This is a genomic window from Aeromonas sp. XH (genome assembly GCF_033348475.1).
GTDB classification, from domain to species: domain Bacteria; phylum Pseudomonadota; class Gammaproteobacteria; order Enterobacterales; family Aeromonadaceae; genus Aeromonas; species Aeromonas sanarellii.
The window spans coordinates 619,209-638,428 of record NZ_CP137630.1 but is presented as its reverse complement, the minus strand read 5'-3'; the positions used below and the strand labels follow the sequence as shown (position 1 = coordinate 638,428).

The following is a 19,220-nucleotide window of genomic DNA, read 5'->3' as shown; positions in this document are numbered from 1 at the left end:
CCGTTGGTCCGCAAACCGCAAGGTTTGACCTTTCAGGCGTCCCCTCCGGGTGGCGCCTTTTTTTGTTTGCCAGACGGGTCGCCGGCTCTGTGAGCCAGCTCCCCCTGCCCGGGGGCTGTCTGTGCCATCCTCACAGACACGGCAACGAGAGGAGAGCAGCATGTGGATAGAGGCGGAGCCCGTCTACGGCGCCCTGGTGTCCCTGGCCATCGGGCTCATCATCGGACTGGAGCGGGGCTGGCAGGTACGCCAGCTGGGTGACAACCAGCGCATCGCCGGGATGCGGACCTATGGCCTCATCGGCCTGCTCGGCGGGGTCTGCGCCCTGCTGCTGCCGACCCTGGGGCCCTGGCTGGCCCTGCTCGGCCTGCTGGCGGTGGTGATCGGCTGCGGCCTCTCGGTCTGGCTGGCCCTGCGCTGGCAAGGGGAGTTCGGTCTCACCAGCTCGGTGGCCATGGTGCTCACCTATTTGCTGGGGCTGATGTCGGTGCTGCAGAGCCCGAGCGAGGCGGTGGCCTGCGCCGTGCTGGCGGCGCTGCTGATGGGGCTCAAGGGCAAGATCCAGCAGGGCATGCTGTTTTTGAGCGAGACGGAATTCCACGCGACCCTGCGTTTCCTGCTCATCTCCCTGGTGCTGCTGCCCGTGCTGCCCGATGCGGAGATGGGCCCCCTCGACGCCTTCAACCCCTTCAAGATCTGGCTGATGGTGGTGATCATCGCGGGGATCTCCTTCTCGGGTCACTTCGCGGTGCGCCTGCTCGGCACCCGTGCCGGTCTGGTGCTCACCAGCATGCTGGCGGGGCTCGCCTCCTCCACCGCCCTCACCCTGCAATTTGCCCGCCTCAACAGGGAGCAGGGAGGTCTGGAGCGACTGCTGGCCACCGGCATCCTGCTGGCGGGGGCCACCATGTGGCTGCGGCTGCTGGTGCTGGTGCTGCTCATTCACGGCGAGCTGGCGATGCGCCTGGCCGCCCCCCTGCTGCTGCTGGCAGCCATCGTCTACGGCTTCGCCTTCTGGTTCTGGCGCCAGCGGGAGGAGATGACCGACAACCCGGTGCAGCCCAGGACCAGCAACCCGCTGGATCTTGCCACCGCCATCAAGTTCGGCCTGCTGCTGGCCCTCATCGGCTTCATGGCCACCCTGCTGCAGAGCAAGGTGGGTGACTCCGGGGTCTATCTGCTGGCGCTGGTCTCAGGCATCACGGACGTGGACGCCATCACCCTCTCCCTCTCCCAGCTCTCCCACAAGGAACTGGCCCTGGAGGTGGCCGCCCGGGGCATACTGCTCGCCGGCCTGGTCAACTCCCTGGTGAAGGGACTGCTGGCGCTGGTGATCGGCGGCCGCCGCCTGGGGCTCAGGGTCATGCTGCCCTACCTGCTCTCCGTCCTGCTGATCCTGCCCCTGGTCTGGCCGGCAGGATGACGGGGATCACCTCCCCGGGGTGACAGACTGACTCCCCTCCCCCTTGTCACGTATACTGCCCCCTCTTGCAGCACGAGGAGATGACCATGGCGAGCGATTGGGACGGGATTCTGGCGGGCGGCCCTCTCACCCAGACCGAGGAGATAGCGAACGACAGGATCCGCGGCCAGGCGCTGCTGGCACGGCTCAACGCCTCCACGGCAGGGGATCAACCCCTGCGCCAGCAGATCTGCGGCGAGCTGTTTGGCCACTGCCCCGACTCCTGCTGGATCAGCACCCCCTTCACCTGCGAATTCGGTCGCAACATCCACATCGGCGAGAAGACCTTCTTCAACTTCAACGTCACCATACTCGACGTGGGCGAGGTGCACATCGGCAGCCACGTGCTGCTGGCCCCCAACGTGCAGATCTACACCGCCACCCACAGCATGGATTTCCAGGAGCGGCGCAACTGGACCGCCTACAACAAGCCGGTACGCATCGGCGATGACTGCTGGATTGGCGGCGGCGCCATCATCTGCCCCGGCGTCACCATAGGGCCGCGCACCATCATAGGGGCCGGCGCCGTGGTGACCAGGGACATCCCTGCCGATTCGGTCGCCGTCGGCAATCCGGCTCGCGTGATCCGCACCTTAAGCCCGGGCGAGCCCCGGGATCCGGCGCTGCTGTCATGATGGTGCTGGCCCTGCTGCCCCTGGGCTGGGCCGGCTGGCTCGGGGTGCGGAACGCGAACTGGTGGCCGCTGGCCCTGATCCTGCTGATGAGCCTGCTGACCCTGGTCGCCTACGCCTGGGACAAGCGCCAGGCGGTGCGCGGCGGCTGGCGCGTGCCCGAGGCCCGCCTCCATCTGCTGGAGCTGTGCGGGGGCTGGCCCGGTGCCCTGGTGGCCCGCCAGTGGCTGCGCCACAAGACCCAGAAGGGGAGTTATCACCTGCGGTTCTGGGCCATCGTCTGGGGGCAATTATTGCTGCTCGGGATCTGGCTCGTCTGGCCGCTCTGGCAGGGGTTCTGAACCACCAAGGCGGGCATTGCCGCCCATGGGCGGGTATGAGACAACGGAAGACCGGGAGATGATCTCTCCCGTTCAGGCATAGGCAAGGAGTCACTCATGACCATGTGGACAGGCATAGTCCTGATCGTCTTTATCAGCGTATTCTTCGGCTATCTCGGCAAGCGTGCCCGCTACCAGATGGGGGACGCCCGCATTACCGACCGTCTCGGCAAGCAGGACATGATCATCAAGGAGCTGCAGGAGCGGGTCGCCAACCTCGAGGCCATCATGCTGGAGGAGGAGAAGCGTCGGCCCTTCCGGGAACTGTGAGGCCAGTCCCGACAAAGACGGCAACCGATGTTGCCGTCTTTCGTTTCCGGTGCCGGGATCAGCCCGACGCCGGCGGGGGCGGACTCTGCATCGCCTCCCCCAGCGCCTCCTGCCCGCGCTGCAACAGGGCAGCGATGGCCCCCTGCCGATCCGCCGCCTCCTTGTTCTGGCTCAGCTTGAACTTGCCCACCAGGCGGTCGATCTCGATTTCGATGCCCACCACGGCCGCCACCATGGCCTCCAGATAGTCACGCGGCGCGTCCGCCATCTTCCAGGGCCTGGGCTCGGCGGCCTCCTGGGTGCGGGTCAGGGTGGCGAGCAGGCGTCGCACGAAGCGGGCATCGTCCCGTACCCGGATACGGCCATGGGCGTGCACCACGGCATAGTTCCAGGTGGGCACCTGCTGGTGATGCACCTGCTTGCCCGGATACCAGCTGGGGGAGATATAACCCTCGGCGGCGCGGAAGATCACCAGCACCTCGTCGCCGTCTTTCACCTCCTGCCAGAGCGGGTTGTTGCGGGCCACATGGGCCCGCAGAACCCCTTGTCCCCCCTCCCCGGCATCCAGCTCGAACGGCAGATGGTTGGCGTCGAGCCCCAGCTCACCATGGGTGACCAGGGCCCCCAGAGGGTGGGCCCGGATCAGCTGATGCAGCGCAGCGGGCTCGGTGACGGCGAAATGGGGGGGCAGATACATAAGAGGTCCTTGGTTCTTGGTGGAGTGTCCGTACTAATCCCGTCGGTATGCTCCCGTGACGGGGAAGCATAGTCTCGAGTTTGCCTGCCGAGCACCACCGAAGAAAGCCCTGGCCGTCGTCGCTTGCTCAGGATGAAGGGATGCCCCTGGCCAGATAGCCGATGTGATAGGCATCGGCCCCTACCGGCATCACTTGTGGGAGCGACGCCAAGAAATCCACCTCCAGCCATTGCCAGCGGGAGACGTCCCAGCCGCTCAGCATGCTCTTGGTGGACAACGCCGCCAGGGGGTGATGGGCCGCTATGGGGGTGCGCCGCAAGATGACCACCCTGGCCCGCTCGAGCACCTCCATCTGCGGGGCTGACAGCAGATGCCAGGTCTCGATATGGGGCCAGCCGAAATGCCGGGTGAGCGCCGCGAATCCCTCGCTCACCAGGAAACCGTGCATCGCCTCGACACTCTGCCACACATAGAAGGGGGCATAGCGGTTCTCCTGCCCCGGCAGGGCCGCATCGTCCTGGCGGCTGTAGAGATAGGCCTTGAACAGCAGACCGGGAAAGCCGTCGAGCCTGGCGCCATTGCTGGCGATCCGCTGCTCGATCTGCGCCATGTCGTAGTCCGCCGGCAGGGTGAATCTGTAGTGCATGGCGATCATAAGATCACCCCCTGCCGGAACATCAGACCCCGTCCGAAGCGCCACGCCTCGGCATCAAGACGCTCGGCGAGTCGGGGGGCAAGCTGCGCCAGGGTGGCGCGATCGGGAACATCGGGTGTCATGGCAATCTCCTTGGTGGATGAAGCCACTCTCTCCCACTGCTACAATTTAAAAAATCAAAATATTCAAGACCAATAATCCCAATTATAAGGATCGTTATGTCACCCCTTCCCCCCAGCCTGGACCTCGATGCCCTGCGCAGCTACGTGCTGGGGCTGGAGTGCGGCAGCTTTGCACTGGCGGCGCAGCGGCTGTGCCGCTCCACCTCGGCGGTCAGCGCCCAGTTGAAAAAACTCGAACAGCAGTGCGGCACCGATCTGGTCATGAAGCAGGGCCGTCACCTGGTGCCGACGGCCAGCGGCGAGCGCCTGCTGGGCTACGCCAAGCGGCTGCTGGAGCTCAATGACGAAGCCGTGCTCGCTCTGAAAGGGGAATTGCTGCAAGGGGAGATCCGCCTCGGGGTGCAGGAGGACTTCGGCGAATCTTTGCTCCCCGCCGTGCTGGGGCCCCTCTGTCGCCAGCACCCGGCCCTGCGCATGACGACCCGCATCGATCGCAACGGGGCCCTGGTGCAGGGGGTCAGGGAGGGCACCCTCGACATGGCTCTGGCCTGGCAACCGCTAGAGGACGGGGTGGATGCCCACCTCATCGACATAGTGCAGTTGCAATGGATTGCTCACCCGGACTGGGACATCAACCCGCTGCTGGCACGCGGGGAGCCCCTGCCCCTGGTGCTCTTCGATGCCCCCTGCCTGATGCGGGCAAGGGCCATCCGTGCCCTCGACGATGCCGGGATCCCCTGGCGCATTGCCTTCACCAGCCAGAGCCTGGGCGGGATCTGGGCCGCCGTGCAGGCCGGGCTCGGGACCACGGTGCGTTCCGCCATCGGCATGCCGGCCAGCCTCGCCTCCCTCGGCGGCGCACTGCCCTCACCGGGCACCCTGGGGGTGGTGCTGCTCGGCGCCGGCCACGAAGCCGGCGAGGCCGAGCGCCAGTTGCAGCGACTGCTCACGGACGCCGTGCATCAGGCCAGCGCCGGATACAGGGGCTGAACATCTCCTTGCCAACGCGCCCCACTGCGCCGAAGCGTGCCCATAAAAAAACGGCAACCCTTGGTTGCCGTTTTGCTTTCTATCTATCGCGAAGAGACCCGCTGAGGCATTAACCTGTCCGCTTGGCCAGCCAGGCCTCGGCGGCGGTCAGGGCTGCCGCTATCTGCTCGCGAGCGACGCCCCCCTTGGCGACCCGCTTGGCCAGGGTCGCCTCCAGCTCCAGGTTCGGGTAGACATCCTCCCCCACCACGGGGCTGAAGCGCTGGAACTCGGGGAGGGAGAGCTCCTCCAGGGGCTTCTTCACACTGATGGCGTAGACCACGGTCTCGCCGACGATATGGTGCGCCTCGCGGAACGGGATGCCCTTGGCCACCAGGTAGTCCGCCAGCTCGGTGGCGTTGGCGTAGCCGCCCTGGGCCGCCGCCTTGGTGCGCTCGCCATTGACCTTCAGATCGATCAGCACCAGGGCCGCCATGTCGAGGCAATCGTGCCAAGTATCCAGGGCGTCGAACAGCCCTTCCTTGTCTTCCTGCATGTCCTTGTTGTAGGCCAGGGGCAGCGCCTTGAGGCTCATCAGCATGCCCATCTGGGCGCCCACCACCCGGCCTGTCTTGCCGCGAATGAGCTCGAGCGCGTCCGGGTTCTTCTTCTGGGGCATCAGCGACGAGCCGGAGGTAACGGCGTCGGACAGCTCGACAAAGCCCGCCTCGCCGGTGTTGTAGAAGATGAGGTCCTCGGCAAAGCGGGACAGGTGCGCCATGGACAGCGACGCCACGTGCATCAGCTCCACCACGTGATCCCGATCTGAGACCGAATCCAGGCTGTTGCGGGTAGCGCCACTGAAGCCCATGTCGAGCGCCAGCGCTTCGCGGTCGATGGCGTAGGCGGTGCCCGCCAGGGCGCCGCAGCCGAGCGGGCTGGTGTCGAGGCGCTTGAGGGCATCCTGCAGCCGGGAGTGATCCCGCTCCAGCATCTCCACATAGGCCAGGGCCCAGTGGGCGTAGGTGACCGGCTGGGCCCGCTGCAGGTGGGTGTAGCCCGGCAGCACCGCGGCCTGGTTGGCACGGGCGGAGGCGACCAGCCCCTGTTGCAGGGCGGTGATGGCGCCGAGCAGCAGCTCGCCCTGGGCCTTGCACCAGAGTTTGAGGTCGGTGGCGACCTGATCGTTGCGCGAGCGGCCGGTGTGCAGCTTCTTGCCCAGGGTGCCGACGGCATCGATCAGCTTGCCCTCGACCCAGGAGTGGATGTCTTCGGCATCCGAGCTCAGGATCTGCTCGGGATCCTGCTGCACCGAGGCGAGCAGCACCTCCATCGCCTGCTGCAGTTTTCCTTGCTCATCGGCGGTCAGCACCCCCACCTTGACCAGGGCGCGAGCCCAGGCCATGGAGCCCTGGATATCCTGCTCCGCCAAGCGGTAATCGAACCGCAGGGAATCGTTGAACTGCTTGAACCGGCTATCGGCTCCCTGACTGAAGCGTCCACCCCAAAGTGCCATACTGCTCTCCTTGAATGCGTTGCCGGCGGCGTCTTGCGCCGTCGAGCTTGAAATCTTGCCTGGTTTTCCTGCGAGCCTGTTATCTCACAGAAGCGGCCAGGGCGCAGCCGCTCTTGTCACACCCGATGATGATGGCAAAGGGCCTCTCTGCCTGTAAAAGAGGGGGCCATGCCCCCTCGAATCAACGGGTCACAGCGACGACTCAACCGTGGGTATGGTCGCCACCGATGGCTTGATGCTGCTCCTTCATGGCGCGGATCCGGCTCGCCAGGGTGTAGAGACGGATGAAGCCTTCGGCATGGCTCTGGTCGTACACCTCGTCGGCGCCGAAGGTGGCGAAGTCTTCGGAGTAGAGGCTGTTCGGCGACTTCTTCTGCACCGCGGTGACCTGACCCTTGTACATCTTCAGGATCACCTCGCCATCCAGCTCCTCGGCGATGGCGTTGGCGGAGGCGACGATGGCCTTGCACAGCGGGGTGAACCAGCGACCGTCATACACCAGGTGGGAGAACTCGGCACCCAGCTTCTCCCGCCAGGCGCGGGTCGGTCTGTCCAGCACCAGCTCTTCCACGGCGCGCAGTGCGGCGACCATGACGGTGCCACCCGGGGTCTCGTAGCAGCCGCGGGACTTCATGCCCACCATCCGGTTCTCGGTGATGTCGACCCGGCCCACGCCGTGCTTGCCGGCACGCTCGTTCAGGGTGGTCAGGATCTGGTGCGGGGTCAGGGGCTGGTCGTCCACGGCGACCACTTCACCCTTGGCCACGGTCAGCTTGACGTACTCCGGCTCGTTCGGTGCCTGCTCGGCGGAGACGGTCCACTGCCAGACGGCTTCGGACGGCTCGTTCCAGGTGCTTTCCAGCTCGCCACCCTCGGTGGAGATGTGCCAGGCGTTGGCGTCACGGCTGTAGATCTTCTTCAGGGTCGCTTTGCAGGGGATGTTGCGGGCTTCCAGATAGGCCAGCAGATCTTCCCGGGAACGCATGTCCCACAACCGCCAGGGGGCGATCACTTTCAGCTGGGGAGCCAGGGCGGCCACCGCACCTTCGAACCGCACCTGATCGTTGCCCTTGCCGGTGCAACCGTGGGAGATGGCATCGGCCCCTTCCGCCAGGGCGGCCTCGACCATGGCCTTGGCGATCACCGGACGGGCCATGGAGGTACCCAGCAGGTAGGTGCCTTCATAGACGGCGCCGGTCTTCAGGGTCGGGTAGACGTACTCCTTGACGAACTCTTCCCGCAGATCCTTGACGATGCACTTGACCGCGCCGGAGGCGATGGCCTTCTGCTCGATCCCTTCCAGATCGTCACGCTCCTGGCCCACGTCGGCGACGAAGGCGATGATCTCGGCGTCATAGTGCTCCTTCAGCCAGGGAATGATGGCCGAGGTATCCAGTCCGCCCGAGTAAGCCAGTACGATCTTGTTGATTCCGCTCATTTACTTCTCTCCATGATGATTCGATAAAAAGTGTGATTCCGGGTCGGTTGCCGGATTACTTCTGGCCCTGTCCGAACAGGGTCAGCAGCACGGCGTTCTGGATATGCATCCGGTTTTCTGCCTCATCCATGATGAGGGAGGCTGGGCCGTCCATGACCTCCGAGGTGATCTCCAGCTCCCGGTGCGCCGGCTGGCAGTGCAGCACGTGCTGGATGCCAGTGCGATCGAGCAGGGCCTGGTTGATCTGATAAGGCATGAAGATATCTTTTACCTGCTCCATTGGTGTGTTGTCACCCATGGAAACCCAGGTGTCGGTATAAACCACGTCAAAGCCTTCGATGGCGCCCACGTCATCGCTGATGTTGATGTGCGCGCCGGACTGGGCCGCCAGCGCCTGGGCCTGCAGGAAGATCTGGGTGTCCGGGCCATGGCCTTTCGGGCAGACCAGGGTCACGTCGGTGCCAAGCCGAGCCCCCAAGAGCAGCAGGGAGTGGCTGACGTTGTTGCCATCGCCGAGATAGGCCAGCTTCACCTTGGACAGATCGGCGTAGTGCTCGGCAATGGTCATGAAGTCCGCCAGCCCCTGGCAGGGGTGGTAGAGATTGCACAGGCTGTTCACCACAGGCACCGAGCCGAACTCGGCCAGCTCGACCAGGGTCTGGTGATCGAACACCCGCGCGACGATGGCGTCGCACCAGCGGGACAGGTTGGCGGCGAAATCCTTCACCGACTCCCGCTTGCCCAGGGCGCCGTTCTGCTGATCCAGGTAGACGCTGTGGCCGCCGAGCCGATTGATCCCGATGTCGAAGGTGACCCGGGTGCGCAGGGAGGGTTTCTCGAACAGGGTGACCACGCTCTTGCCGGCCAGGGCCTGGCTGTATTTCTTCGGATCCGCCTTGACCGCCTTGCCTAGCGCGATCAGCGCCTCGATCTGGGCCTTGCTTAAATCGCTGTCTTTCAGAAGATGTTGCATCGGATTGTCCTTTTCCCGGTGAAAATCAGATCGTGACCTGGGTGCCGACCGCACCGCCCGCCAGCAGCTTGAGCAGCTGATCCGGGTAGCGCCAACTGGCGACACAGACCGGCTTGCCCAGGGTCTCGGCGGCGTGCAGGGCGGCCTTCACCTTGACCGCCATGCCATCGCTGATCACCCCCTTCTCCATCAGATCCAGCGCGGTTTGCTTGTCGAGCTGGGGCACCAGCTTGCCCTTGCCGTCCAGGATGCCGCTCACATCGGAGAGCATCACCAGATCGGCGCCGAGGGCCTCGGCAATCGCCGTGGCCGCCTGATCCGCGTTGACGTTCATCAGCTGACCTTCGGCGGTGATGCCGATGGAGCTCACCACAGGCAGCAGGCCCTGGCCCAGGATGGCGGCCACCAGCGCCGGGTTGCCCGGTTTGCAGTCACCGACCGCACCGAGATCCGGGCTGAGCTGGGTCACCTGGCACAGACCGCCGTCGGCGAGGCAGAGCCCCACCGCCGGAATGCCGGTGGAGATGGCCTTGGCCATCATCATCTTGTTCGCGGTCCCGGCCAGGGCCCCAGCAATCACGGGGATCTGCTCGAACGGGGTCACCCGCAGGCCGTTCTTCTTGGTGGAGGTCATCCCCAGGCCCTTGAGCAGGTCATCCACCAGGCAGCCACCACCGTGCACCAGCACCAGGGGTCTGTGCTGATCGTCTAGGAAGCTTTTGAGGGTGGCGAACAGGGCGGTCAGGGCCTCGTCGTTCTCGATCAGGGCACCACCCAACTTGATTACCAGCGTCTGCTTGTCCATCTTCTCGATCCTTCCTTAAAGCGTTAAATCAGGCCGGTGGCCGGTTCAAAACCAAACTTGATATTTATGCACTGCATCGCCTGGGAGGCTGCGCCCTTGAGCAGGTTGTCGATGGCGGAGACCACCACCAGCATGTTGCCCTGCTGCTGCCAGGCGAGGTCGCAGTAAGGGGTGTTTGCCACGCCACGGATGGAGGGCATCTGGCCGGTGAGGCGTACCAGGGGTTTGCCTTCATAGGCCTTGAGATAGGCCTGGTCTACCTGGGTCTGAGTCACGCCGTCCGCCAGTTGCACATAGATGGTGGCCAGGATGCCGCGCACATAGTTGCCGAGGTGGGGCTGGAACAGCACCCCCTTGCCGAGGTGATGGCTGATCTCCGGCTGGTGTCTGTGATTGAAGGTGCCGTAGGGGCTCAGGCTCACCTCGCAGAAGCTGGTGTTGATGGCCGCCTTGCGACCGGCCCCGGAGACACCGGAGACGGCGTTGATGATGGGCTGCCACTCTTTGGCAATCAGCCCGGCCTGCTGCAGCGGCTTGAGGGCGCACAGGGAGGCGGTCGGGTAGCAGCCGGGCACGGCGATAAGCTGGGCCGCCTTGATGGCCTCGGCATTCCACTCAGCCAGACCGTAGACGGCCTGATCCAGCCACTGCTCGCTGTCGTGGGTGAAGCCGTAGAAGGAGGCGTAGAACTGCTGATCCTTGACCCGGAAGGCACCGGAGAGATCGAACACCGGCAGCCCCTTGGCCAGGAACTTGGGCGCAAGCTCGGCACTCACCTCATGGGCGGTGGCCAGCAGCACCAGGTCGGCCTGGGTCAGGATCCGGGTCATGCCGTCGTCGTCCAGGGGCAGCAGCGGCTGATCCAGCTCGCCAACCCACTGGGGATGCAGGGAAGAGAAGCGCTTGTGGGCGTCCTGGCTGCCCGCCGACACATAGAGGCCGAACAGCTTGAGCTGTGGATGGTTCTGGACCAGTGCGGCCAGTTCGGCCCCCGCGTAGCCACTGGCACCGACGATAACGGTATTGAGCATGTTTGAGTATTCCAAGTCTGGGTTCGAAATTCGCAGCCTGCTGCTGCGGTGCAAGGGGTCGGCTATCGCCCCTTTGATGCAACGAGTGCGGAGGGGCAATTCAGGCGGATATGCGTCGTCGGTTACAGAGCAGGTGACAGAACATTAACTTTCCCTTACAACTAGAGGCCATGTCGCTGAGCACTCGAATAGAATATTCATGCACTCACTTTGCATTTGTATTTTCTAACAGAAAGAACCCGGGGACGCAAGGAGGAGCTGATGGCCAATCTGGATTTTTTTTCACTTTATAAGAATATTATTGCGATTCCCTCTATCAGCAGCACGGATCCCCGCTGGGATCAAAGCAATGAGGCGGTGATCCGGCTGCTGGCCGACTGGTTCGGCCAGCTGGGCTTTCACTGCGAGGTGACGGCGCTGCCGGATCTGCCGGGCAAGTTCAACCTGGTGGCGACCTATGGTCAGGGCGAGGGGGGACTGCTGCTGGCGGGCCACACGGATACGGTGCCGTTTGACGAGGGGGCCTGGAACAAGGATCCCTTCAAGGTGACCGAGGAGGGCAACCGCCTGTATGGGCTCGGCACCATCGACATGAAGGGCTTCTTCGCCTTTATCGTGGAGGCGCTGAAGGAGATCGATCTCACCACCCTCAGCAAGCCGCTGCGCATCCTGGCGACCGCCGACGAGGAGACCACCATGGCGGGGGCCCGCGCCATCGCCGCGGCCGCCGAGCTCAAGCCCGACTACGCGGTGATCGGGGAACCCACCGGGCTGGTGCCCGTGGTGGCCCACAAGGGACACATGTCCGAGGCTATTCGCATCACGGGCCGAAGCGGCCACAGTTCGGATCCCGCCAACGGCGTCAACGCCATGGAGATCATGCACAAGGCCATGGGCCAGGTGCTCAAACTGCAGCAGGATCTGAAGGAGAAGTACGCGGATCACCGCTTCGCCGTGCCCCAGCCGACCCTGAACCTGGGCTACATCCATGGGGGCGACAGCCCGAACCGCATCTGCGGCTGCTGCGAGCTGCACATCGACATGAGGCCCACCCCGCAGGTGGGGCCGGACGAGCTGATGGGCATGCTCAAAGAGGCGCTCTCCCCCATCGAGATCCACCAGCCGGGCTGCCTGCACCTGCAGCACCTGCACGAGCCCATCCCGGCCTACGCCTGCAAGGATGACTCGGATCTGGTGCGCGAGGCCGAGCGGGCGAGCGGCCGGGCCGCCGAGTCCGTGAACTATTGCACCGAGGCCCCCTTTATCCAGCAGCTTGGTTGCGAGACCATAGTGATGGGCCCCGGCCACATCGCCCAGGCCCACCAGCCCGATGAATACCTGGATCTGTCGTTCGTCAAACCGACCACGGCGGTGCTGCAGCACCTGATCCGGCGCTTCTGCATCCAACCGGGAGAATGTAAGTAAGTTACATGACATGCCGGGACGGGACAGGTGAGGGAAATACATCTTCTGAATCGGCTTGTTATTTGACCTTGCGCAGACAATCTGGGTAGATTGTCCCCCTAAGATGACGGAGCATATGTTGTAATCGCACAACAATAAGTGAGGTCGCCTCCCATCCCGGAAGGTCAGGAGGCACCAACAAAATAAGGATGTGGAATGAACGAAAAGTACGCCGCACTACGGGCCAACGTAGGCATGCTGGGCCAGTTGCTGGGCAAGTCCATCAAGGATCATCAGGGGCAGGCCTTCCTCGACAAGATCGAGACCATTCGTCAACTGGCCAAGTCCTCCCGCAAGGGGAACGAGGCGGACAGAGAGCGCCTGCTCGAGACCCTGCGCACCCTCTCCGATGACGAGCTGTTGCCCGTGGCCCGTGCCTTCAGCCAGTTCCTCAACCTTGCCAACGTGGCGGAGCAGTTCCACACCATCTCCCGCCGCTGCGAAGAGCAGGTCTGCACCCCGGATCCGCTGGAGCAGATGTTCGACAAGCTGAAAGCCTCCAACCTGTCCCAGGAGGCCATCATCCAGGCCGTGCGCGAGCTGGACATCGATCTGGTGCTGACCGCCCACCCCACCGAGGTGACCCGTCGCACCCTGATCCACAAGCACGTGCAGCTCAACGACTGCCTGGAGGCGCTGGAACTCTCCGATCTGCTGCCCCGCGAGCGGGACAAGATCCTCAATCGCATCGAGCAGCTGGTCAACCAGGCCTGGCACACCAACGAGATCCGCGAACAGCGCCCGACCCCGGTGGACGAGGCCAAGTGGGGCTTCGCCGTGGTGGAGAACAGCCTGTGGCCGGCCATTCCCGAATTCATGCGCAATCTGGACGAGCGCCTGCAACACCACCTGGGTGTGCGGCTGCCGCTGGATGCCGCGCCGGTCAAGTTCACCTCCTGGATGGGCGGCGACCGCGACGGCAACCCCTTCGTCACCGCCAAGGTGACCGCCGAGGTGCTGGAGCTGGGCCGCTGGATGGCGGTGAGCCTGTTCTACAAGGACATCAAGGAGCTCACCTCCGAGCTCTCCATGGCCGACTGCACCGAGGCCGTACGTGCCCGGGTCGGCGACAACCCCGAACCCTACCGCGCCCTGGTGCGCGAGCTGCGCGAACAGCTGCGCGAGACCCAGGAATTCCTGACCGCCAAGGTGCAGGGCCAGGCGAGCGAGAGCCGGGATATGGTCAAGAGCACCGCCCAGTTGCGCGAGCCCCTGGAGCTCTGCTACCACTCCCTGCACGCCTGCGGCATGGGCAACATCGCCGACGGCATGCTGCTGGACGTGCTGCGCAAGCTGGCCTGCTTCGGCATCCACCTGGTCAAGCTGGACATCCGCCAGGATGGCGAGCGCCACGGCCAGGTCTTCTCCGAGCTGACCCGCTACCTCGGCATGGGCGACTACGCCGAGTGGAGCGAGGAGGACAAGCAGGCCTTCCTGCTGCGCGAGCTGAACTCCCGCCGCCCCCTCATCCCGACCGACTGGGAGCCGAGCGACGAGACCCGCGAGACCATAGACACCTGCCGGGTGATCGCCGGTCACGACCCGGATGCGTTCGGCATCTACATCATCTCCATGGCCGGCGCGCCGTCCGACGTGCTGGCGGTGCAGCTGTTGCTGAAGGAAGCCGGCTGCAAGTTCCGCATGCCGGTGGCCCCGCTGTTCGAGACCCAGGAAGACCTGATGGCGGGCACCGCCGTGATGGAGCGCCTGCTGTCTGTGGACTGGTATCGCGGTTACATCCAGGGCCGTCAGTATGTGATGATCGGCTACTCCGACTCCGCCAAGGACGCGGGCATGATGGCCGCCGGCTGGGCCCAGTATGCCGCCATGGAATCCCTGGTGGCCCTGGCCGAGGCCAACAACATCCGCCTCACCCTGTTCCATGGCCGTGGCGGCACCGTGGGTCGCGGCGGCGCCCCCGCCCATCAGGCGATCCTCTCCCAACCGCCGGGATCCCTGCGCGGCGGCCTGCGGGTCACCGAGCAAGGGGAGATGATCCGCTTCAAGTTCGGCCTGCCCAAGGTAGCCTTCCAGAGCCTCAACCTCTACACCAGCGCCGTGCTGGAGGGCAACCTGCTGCCACCGCCGAGGCCCAAGGAGAGCTGGCGCGCCGTGATGGAGCAGCTGGCCACCGTCTCCTGCGATCATTACCGCAGCATAGTGCGCGGTCACCCGGACTTCGTGCCCTACTTCCGCGCCGCCACCCCGGAGATGGAGCTCGGCAAGCTGCCGCTCGGTTCGCGCCCTGCCAAGCGCAAGCCCAACGGCGGCGTCGAGAGCCTGCGCGCCATCCCCTGGATCTTCGCCTGGACCCAGAACCGGCTGATGCTGCCGGCCTGGCTCGGCGCCCACAAGGGGCTGCAGCAGGCCATCGACGACGGCCAGAAGGCCGTGCTGGACGAGATGAGCCGCCAGTGGCCCTTCTTCCGCACCCGCCTCGAGATGCTGGAGATGGTGTTCCTCAAGGCCGATCTCTGGCTGGCGGAGTACTATGACACCCGCCTGGTGCCGGAGAATCTGTGGGCACTGGGCAGACAGCTGCGCCAGGAGCTTGCCGACTCCATCCAGGTGGTGCTGAAACTGCGCCCGCAGGGCGACCTGCTGGACGATCAGCCCTGGATCAAGGAGTCCATCAAGCTGCGCAACCCCTACACGGACCCGCTCAACGTGTTGCAGGTCGAGCTGCTTGGCCGCTCGCGCAACCATCCGGAGACCCTGCACCCCGAGCTGGATCAGGCGTTGATGGTCACCATCGCCGGCATCGCCGCTGGCATGCGCAACACGGGTTGATCAACCCCTCAAGCGAAAGGGCGCCATATTGGCGCCCTTCTTGTTTCCAGTGCCCAGGCCTCCTAGGCAACCCGGTTGCGTCCCCAGCGCTTGGCCTCGTAGAGGCGCTGATCCACGCACTGCAGCCAGTCATCCATGCGGCGATAGCTCATCTGGTAGGGGGTCAGGCCCACGCTGATGGTGACGGCGATCGCCTGGCGCTGATAGGCGAAGCTGTGCTGCTCGACCAGTTGCCGGATGCGTTCCATGATGGCATGGGCCTCCTCCAGGGTCGTCCCCCGCAGCAGCATGATGAACTCCTCCCCGCCGAAGCGGGCCACCAGATCCTTGCTGCGCACCGCCTGCATCAGCAGGCTGGCGAGCGCCTCGAGCACGGCATCACCGGCAAGGTGGCCATGCTCGTCGTTGATCTGCTTGAAAAAATCGATGTCGATCAGGGCCAGGCAGCAGGCCTCTCCCTCGGCAGGGTGCTGCTGGATGTGGTCCAGCAGCACCTTGGCCTGATGGAAGAAGCTGCTGCGGTTGGGCAGCTTGGTGAGAAAGTCGTGCTCGGCGTTGAAGCGCAGCACCCGCTCCATTCGGCTGCGTTCGTCCTCCAGATTGCGGGCGTGGATCAGGGTGCCCAGCGCCGTGGTGAGCGGTTCGAGCAGGGTGACCTGGGTCTCGTCGAAGCCGCCGGGGCGGTTGGCCAGGGCGATCATCCCGATGGCTTCTCCCTTGTGGCGGATGGGAATGCCGAGGAAGCTGTCCAGATGGGGGTGGCCCCGGGGGGAGACGCCGCGGCTCGCCGGATGGCTCGGCAGATCGTTGCAGCACACCAGGGTATTGTGGGTCACCACATGGCCGAACAGGTTGTCCAGCTTGCTGAAGGTGAGGCCGCCCCGGTTCTGGCGTTGCTGCTCGTACCAGGCGTGGGTCGCCTCGTCCCAGGAGACGTTGGAGATGGAGGGGATGTAGAGGCTGGGCCGCCCCTCCTCGTACTGCATGATGCCGATGAAGCCATAGGAACTCTGGCTGACGCTCAGCAGCCGCTCGAAGATGGTGTCGCAGGCCGACCCCAGATTGCGGTCCAGCAGAAAACTCTGGTGGGCGGCCACGACGATGTCGAACAGCTGGCTCTGCTGTTCGACCCGTTGCTTGGCCAGCACCTCGGCCGTGATGTCGTGGGCCAGCTTGACCACCCCGAGCAGGGTCCCCGCCTCGTCGGTGACGGGCATGTAGGTGGCGTGGATCCAGAGGGTGTCGCCATTTTGCATGACGCGGCGAAACGCCCCCGAGTGGATCTCGCCCTTCAGCACCCCCTGCCAGAAGCGTCCGTGCTCGGCGTGCAGTTCCGGTGGCAACAGCAGCAGATGGGACTGGCCCACCAACGCCTCCGGGGCATAGCCGAACATGCGGCAGAACAGCGGGTTGACCGACACCATGCGGCCATCCAGATCGAACTCGACCATGCCGTAGGCCCGGTCGAGGGCGGTCAGCCGGGCAAGGGCCTCATAACGATCGAACGCGTCGATATCGCGAGAGCGGATTGCTGGGGTATTCATGGCTACGATTCCTTTCGATCGCCGTCGCATCGCGGTGGAATGCGGGAACAAGAGCTCAGATCATAGGATCCGGCATCCGGTTACGCTAACAGCGGTCCCCATGGGGGGAAAGGCTGATACTTGCCACATCTGGCTCCCGGGCGCAGACTGTCTGGCCTTGCCACGGTTCGAGGAGACCCCATGACACCCGCCATCAACCTGCTGAAGAAGCTGAAGATCCCCCACAAGCTCTACCCCTATGAGTGCGAGGCCCACGACGATTTCGGCAAGCACGCCGCGACCCAGCTCGGCCTGCCCGAGGCGCGCGTGTTCAAGACCCTGCTCGCCCATCACGACAAGCAGGCGGTGGTCGCCATAGTCCCGTCATCGGGCATGTGCAGCCTCAAGCAGCTCGCCAAGGCCACAGGCCTCAAGAAGGTGGAGATGATGAAGCCGGCGGAGGCCGAGAAGCTGACCGGCTACAAGGTGGGCGGCATCAGCCCGCTGGCCCAGAAGAAACTGCTGCCGACCGTGCTGGACGACTCCGCCATGGCGTTTGACGAGATCCTGGTGAGCGGCGGCAAGCGCGGCCTCTCCGTCGGGGTGGCGCCCGAGGACATGGTGCGCCTGCTGAAGTGGATAGCGGCTCCCATCGGAGACCATCACGATTGAGCCGCGGCGTGCACGAGAGAGGCCCCGTCATCCGGGGCCTCTCTCGCGTCATGGGTCTGCCACGCTTATCAGTCTGCCGGGCCGGCCACATCACCCCTGGCGCGGCAGGCGGCGGTCAGCTCGGAGAGCCGCAGCCGCTGGCGCCCGGCCTCGTCGAAGTTGGCGTCGTCCAGCCAGCGCGCGAAGCAGTGCTGCAGGGCGGGCCACTCGCCGTCGATGACGGAGAACCAGGCCGTATCCCGGCTGTGGCCCTTGTCCACCCGCGCCTGGCGGAAGGTTCCCTCATAGCTGAAACCGAGGCGCAGCGCCGCCTGGCGCGAAGGCCAGTTGAGCGCGTTGCACTTCCACTCGTAGCGCCGGTATCCCAGGGCAAAGGCATTGGCCATCATCAGCGCCATGGCCGCCGTCGCCAGCCGCGACTGCTGCAGGGCCGGCGAGAAGTGCAGCCAGCCCACCTCCATGCTGCCCGCGGCGGGGTCGATGCGAAGGTAGCTGGCAAGCCCCAGCGCCCGATCGTTCCCCGCATCCTTGATCGCATAGAACTGGGGATCGGCCTTGGCGGCGACCCCTCGCAGCCAGGCCCCCATGGCCGCATCGTCCGCGAAGGGGCCGCTGGTGAGATAGGTCCACATGGCCCCGCTGTCTGCACTGAATGACAGCCACAGATCGGCCAGGTGGCGCTCGGGATCGAGCGGTTCCAGGCGGCAGCCCCAGCCGCTCAGCACCCGATGAGGGGGGAACTCGGCGCCGCGCCACTCGGGGAGCGCCTGTCCCAGGGGCTGACCAAAGCGGTTGGTGACGGGGGCATCCCCCTTCGGGCAGGTATCAGCAGGCACAGGCGATCCCCCCCTCCAGCAAGACGCCGGGTTCGCTGCCGGTGGCGACGGCGAAACCGTCCTGGCGCCACCAGTGCAGGCCGCCGATCAGCTCCTTGACCTCGAATCCGAGGGACGCCAGCTTGTAGGCCCCCTGGGTCGAGCCGTTGCAGCCGATGCCGTCGCAGTAGCAGACATAGACCCTGTTCCGCGCCAGCCCCGCAGTGGTGGCCGGGCTCATGGTGCGATGAGGGAAGGAGAGGGCACCGGGAATGTGCCCCTCGGCATAGTGCTCGGGGGAGCGGGTGTCGATGACCACTATGCGGCCCCCTTCACCCGCCTCCCCGGCCAGCAGGTCGGCGGCCAGATCCGCCGGGTCGGTGCGAAACTTCAACTGGGCCTCGAAGAAGGCGCTGGCCTCCACGGGGCTCGCCACCCCGGTACGCAATACATGACTCATCCTGAATCTCCTTGTGATTAGAGCGCTATTTCTGTGGTGACGACTGTGTTGACCGAGTTGGCGATGAAGCACTCCTCGTGGGCCTGGTGATGCAGTTGCGCCAGCTCTTCATAGGTGGGCTTTTGCTCGCCCCCAAAGACCACCCTGGGACGCAGGGTGACCCGGGTCATGGCGAGGCGGCCCTGCCCGTTTTTCGCCATGAGCCCGACCGCCTCGTCCCGGTAGCTCTCCACCAGATACCCCGCCCTCGCCGCCAGCCAGAGGAAGGTGAGCATGTGGCAACTGGAGAGGGCCGCGACGAAGGCTTCCTCCGGGTCCACGTGCTCGGCCACCGACCAGGGCAGAGGCACCACCTGGGGGGAAGAGGAGGCCGGCACCCTGACCCCGCCATCAAATGCCCACTCGTGGGCCCGGCTGTAACGCTGATCGACGAAGGGCTCGCCAGCCCCCCGCTGCCAACTGATGGTGGCGCTGTATTCCGACATGCAGACTCCTTGTGTTGCCAATAGTGCCGCCAATGGGCGTCACTGCCTGTCCACCAATGTA

General features: G+C 65.0%; 20 protein-coding genes. 8 read left to right on the top strand and 12 right to left on the bottom strand.

Annotated elements, in window-relative coordinates; translation table 11 throughout:
* Window positions 1-160: 160 nt before the first annotated feature.
* From R2B70_RS03065 to R2B70_RS03050, 4 genes are all read left to right on the top strand, one after another.
* Window positions 161-1,423 (top strand): MgtC/SapB family protein, encoded by a 1,263-nt coding sequence (locus R2B70_RS03065; protein ID WP_318162606.1) that lies wholly within the window; start codon window positions 161-163, stop codon window positions 1,421-1,423.
* 86 nt (window positions 1,424-1,509) lie between these two features.
* Window positions 1,510-2,097, top strand: coding sequence for a sugar O-acetyltransferase (locus R2B70_RS03060; RefSeq protein ID WP_042078471.1), 588 nt, complete (start codon window positions 1,510-1,512; stop codon window positions 2,095-2,097).
* The gene (locus tag R2B70_RS03055) at window positions 2,094-2,435 is read left to right on the top strand and encodes a DUF1294 domain-containing protein (RefSeq protein WP_318162605.1); all 342 of its coding nucleotides are present in this window, start codon (window positions 2,094-2,096) and stop codon (window positions 2,433-2,435) included. Before R2B70_RS03060 ends, R2B70_RS03055 begins: the two co-directional genes overlap by 4 nt.
* 96 nt (window positions 2,436-2,531) lie before the next feature.
* Window positions 2,532-2,744 (top strand): hypothetical protein, encoded by a 213-nt coding sequence (locus R2B70_RS03050; protein ID WP_042078473.1) that lies wholly within the window; start codon window positions 2,532-2,534, stop codon window positions 2,742-2,744.
* Window positions 2,745-2,802: 58 nt separating this feature from the next.
* Here R2B70_RS03050 and R2B70_RS03045 read toward each other — a convergent pair whose 3' ends face one another.
* The 3 genes from R2B70_RS03045 to R2B70_RS03035 form a co-directional block, all read right to left on the bottom strand.
* The gene (locus R2B70_RS03045) at window positions 2,803-3,441 is read right to left on the bottom strand and encodes an FMN-binding negative transcriptional regulator (RefSeq protein WP_042078475.1); all 639 of its coding nucleotides are present in this window, start codon (window positions 3,439-3,441) and stop codon (window positions 2,803-2,805) included.
* Between the two features lie 127 nt (window positions 3,442-3,568).
* Window positions 3,569-4,087: a DUF4865 family protein gene (locus R2B70_RS03040; protein ID WP_257519973.1), complete on the bottom strand. Its 519-nt coding sequence runs from the start codon at window positions 4,085-4,087 to the stop codon at window positions 3,569-3,571.
* A 5-nt stretch (window positions 4,088-4,092) separates the two neighbouring features.
* Window positions 4,093-4,218: a hypothetical protein gene (locus R2B70_RS03035; RefSeq protein ID WP_257519972.1), complete on the bottom strand. Its 126-nt coding sequence runs from the start codon at window positions 4,216-4,218 to the stop codon at window positions 4,093-4,095.
* A gap of 96 nt (window positions 4,219-4,314) precedes the next feature.
* On the opposite strand from R2B70_RS03035, the gene R2B70_RS03030 reads away from it, so the two are divergent.
* Entirely contained in the window at window positions 4,315-5,208 is an 894-nt protein-coding gene (locus R2B70_RS03030; RefSeq protein WP_318162604.1) for a LysR substrate-binding domain-containing protein, read from the top strand.
* A 109-nt stretch (window positions 5,209-5,317) separates the two neighbouring features.
* Here R2B70_RS03030 and argH read toward each other — a convergent pair whose 3' ends face one another.
* The 5 genes from argH to argC form a co-directional block, all read right to left on the bottom strand.
* Window positions 5,318-6,703, bottom strand: coding sequence for an argininosuccinate lyase (gene argH, locus R2B70_RS03025; RefSeq protein WP_318162603.1), 1,386 nt, complete (start codon window positions 6,701-6,703; stop codon window positions 5,318-5,320).
* Between the two features lie 202 nt (window positions 6,704-6,905).
* Window positions 6,906-8,141 (bottom strand): argininosuccinate synthase, encoded by a 1,236-nt coding sequence (locus R2B70_RS03020; RefSeq protein ID WP_042078480.1) that lies wholly within the window; start codon window positions 8,139-8,141, stop codon window positions 6,906-6,908.
* Window positions 8,142-8,196: 55 nt separating this feature from the next.
* Window positions 8,197-9,114, bottom strand: a complete 918-nt coding sequence (locus R2B70_RS03015; protein WP_209794034.1) for an ornithine carbamoyltransferase — start codon at window positions 9,112-9,114, stop codon at window positions 8,197-8,199.
* A gap of 25 nt (window positions 9,115-9,139) precedes the next feature.
* Entirely contained in the window at window positions 9,140-9,919 is a 780-nt protein-coding gene (gene argB, locus R2B70_RS03010) for an acetylglutamate kinase (RefSeq protein ID WP_219143500.1), read from the bottom strand.
* A 23-nt stretch (window positions 9,920-9,942) separates the two neighbouring features.
* Complete coding sequence (gene argC / locus R2B70_RS03005; RefSeq protein ID WP_042078484.1) at window positions 9,943-10,950, bottom strand: N-acetyl-gamma-glutamyl-phosphate reductase; 1,008 nt, start codon at window positions 10,948-10,950, stop codon at window positions 9,943-9,945.
* Window positions 10,951-11,211: 261 nt separating this feature from the next.
* Here argC and argE point away from each other — a divergent pair, with 261 nt between their 5' ends.
* Together argE and ppc are read left to right on the top strand one after the other, a co-directional pair.
* A complete protein-coding gene (gene argE, locus R2B70_RS03000; protein WP_318162602.1) occupies window positions 11,212-12,375 on the top strand; it encodes an acetylornithine deacetylase in 1,164 nt (387 codons plus the stop codon).
* Window positions 12,376-12,570: 195 nt separating this feature from the next.
* Window positions 12,571-15,204 carry a phosphoenolpyruvate carboxylase gene (ppc, locus tag R2B70_RS02995; protein ID WP_042078486.1) on the top strand — a complete coding sequence of 878 codons (2,634 nt, stop codon included), beginning with the start codon at window positions 12,571-12,573 and terminating at the stop codon, window positions 15,202-15,204.
* Between the two features lie 62 nt (window positions 15,205-15,266).
* Here ppc and R2B70_RS02990 read toward each other — a convergent pair whose 3' ends face one another.
* Window positions 15,267-16,748, bottom strand: a complete 1,482-nt coding sequence (locus tag R2B70_RS02990; RefSeq protein WP_318162601.1) for a diguanylate cyclase — start codon at window positions 16,746-16,748, stop codon at window positions 15,267-15,269.
* A 180-nt stretch (window positions 16,749-16,928) separates the two neighbouring features.
* Here R2B70_RS02990 and ybaK point away from each other — a divergent pair, with 180 nt between their 5' ends.
* Entirely contained in the window at window positions 16,929-17,399 is a 471-nt protein-coding gene (gene ybaK, locus R2B70_RS02985; RefSeq protein WP_042078488.1) for a Cys-tRNA(Pro) deacylase, read from the top strand.
* Window positions 17,400-17,467: 68 nt separating this feature from the next.
* Here ybaK and R2B70_RS02980 read toward each other — a convergent pair whose 3' ends face one another.
* From R2B70_RS02980 to R2B70_RS02970, 3 genes are read right to left on the bottom strand one after another with little or no spacing between them, the layout of a single operon-like run.
* A complete protein-coding gene (locus tag R2B70_RS02980; RefSeq protein WP_318162600.1) occupies window positions 17,468-18,235 on the bottom strand; it encodes a GNAT family protein in 768 nt (255 codons plus the stop codon).
* On the bottom strand, window positions 18,225-18,674 hold the full coding sequence (locus R2B70_RS02975; RefSeq protein ID WP_318162599.1) for a rhodanese-like domain-containing protein: 450 nt from the start codon (window positions 18,672-18,674) through the stop codon (window positions 18,225-18,227). The genes R2B70_RS02980 and R2B70_RS02975 overlap by 11 nt, the downstream gene beginning before the upstream one ends.
* A gap of 17 nt (window positions 18,675-18,691) precedes the next feature.
* Window positions 18,692-19,159 (bottom strand): OsmC family protein, encoded by a 468-nt coding sequence (locus R2B70_RS02970; RefSeq protein WP_318162598.1) that lies wholly within the window; start codon window positions 19,157-19,159, stop codon window positions 18,692-18,694.
* Window positions 19,160-19,220 lie beyond the last annotated feature (61 nt).

Bases quoted from the DNA above. Each gene is read 5' to 3' on its own strand.
- argB (WP_219143500.1), bottom strand. From the start codon at position 9,919: ATGGACAAGCAGACGCTGGTAATCAAGTTGGGTGGTGCCCTGATCGAG.
- argH (WP_318162603.1), bottom strand. From the start codon at position 6,703: ATGGCACTTTGGGGTGGACGCTTCAGTCAGGGAGCCGATAGCCGGTTC.
- R2B70_RS02990 (WP_318162601.1), bottom strand. From the start codon at position 16,748: ATGAATACCCCAGCAATCCGCTCTCGCGATATCGACGCGTTCGATCGT.
- R2B70_RS02975 (WP_318162599.1), bottom strand. From the start codon at position 18,674: ATGAGTCATGTATTGCGTACCGGGGTGGCGAGCCCCGTGGAGGCCAGC.
- R2B70_RS03030 (WP_318162604.1), top strand. From the start codon at position 4,315: ATGTCACCCCTTCCCCCCAGCCTGGACCTCGATGCCCTGCGCAGCTAC.
- R2B70_RS03055 (WP_318162605.1), top strand. From the start codon at position 2,094: ATGATGGTGCTGGCCCTGCTGCCCCTGGGCTGGGCCGGCTGGCTCGGG.
- R2B70_RS03050 (WP_042078473.1), top strand. From the start codon at position 2,532: ATGACCATGTGGACAGGCATAGTCCTGATCGTCTTTATCAGCGTATTC.
- ppc (WP_042078486.1), top strand. From the start codon at position 12,571: ATGAACGAAAAGTACGCCGCACTACGGGCCAACGTAGGCATGCTGGGC.
- ybaK (WP_042078488.1), top strand. From the start codon at position 16,929: ATGACACCCGCCATCAACCTGCTGAAGAAGCTGAAGATCCCCCACAAG.
- R2B70_RS03065 (WP_318162606.1), top strand. From the start codon at position 161: ATGTGGATAGAGGCGGAGCCCGTCTACGGCGCCCTGGTGTCCCTGGCC.
- R2B70_RS03015 (WP_209794034.1), bottom strand. From the start codon at position 9,114: ATGCAACATCTTCTGAAAGACAGCGATTTAAGCAAGGCCCAGATCGAG.
- R2B70_RS03060 (WP_042078471.1), top strand. From the start codon at position 1,510: ATGGCGAGCGATTGGGACGGGATTCTGGCGGGCGGCCCTCTCACCCAG.
- R2B70_RS03035 (WP_257519972.1), bottom strand. From the start codon at position 4,218: ATGACACCCGATGTTCCCGATCGCGCCACCCTGGCGCAGCTTGCCCCC.
- R2B70_RS03020 (WP_042078480.1), bottom strand. From the start codon at position 8,141: ATGAGCGGAATCAACAAGATCGTACTGGCTTACTCGGGCGGACTGGAT.
- R2B70_RS03045 (WP_042078475.1), bottom strand. From the start codon at position 3,441: ATGTATCTGCCCCCCCATTTCGCCGTCACCGAGCCCGCTGCGCTGCAT.
- argC (WP_042078484.1), bottom strand. From the start codon at position 10,950: ATGCTCAATACCGTTATCGTCGGTGCCAGTGGCTACGCGGGGGCCGAA.
- R2B70_RS02970 (WP_318162598.1), bottom strand. From the start codon at position 19,159: ATGTCGGAATACAGCGCCACCATCAGTTGGCAGCGGGGGGCTGGCGAG.
- R2B70_RS03040 (WP_257519973.1), bottom strand. From the start codon at position 4,087: ATGCACTACAGATTCACCCTGCCGGCGGACTACGACATGGCGCAGATC.
- argE (WP_318162602.1), top strand. From the start codon at position 11,212: ATGGCCAATCTGGATTTTTTTTCACTTTATAAGAATATTATTGCGATT.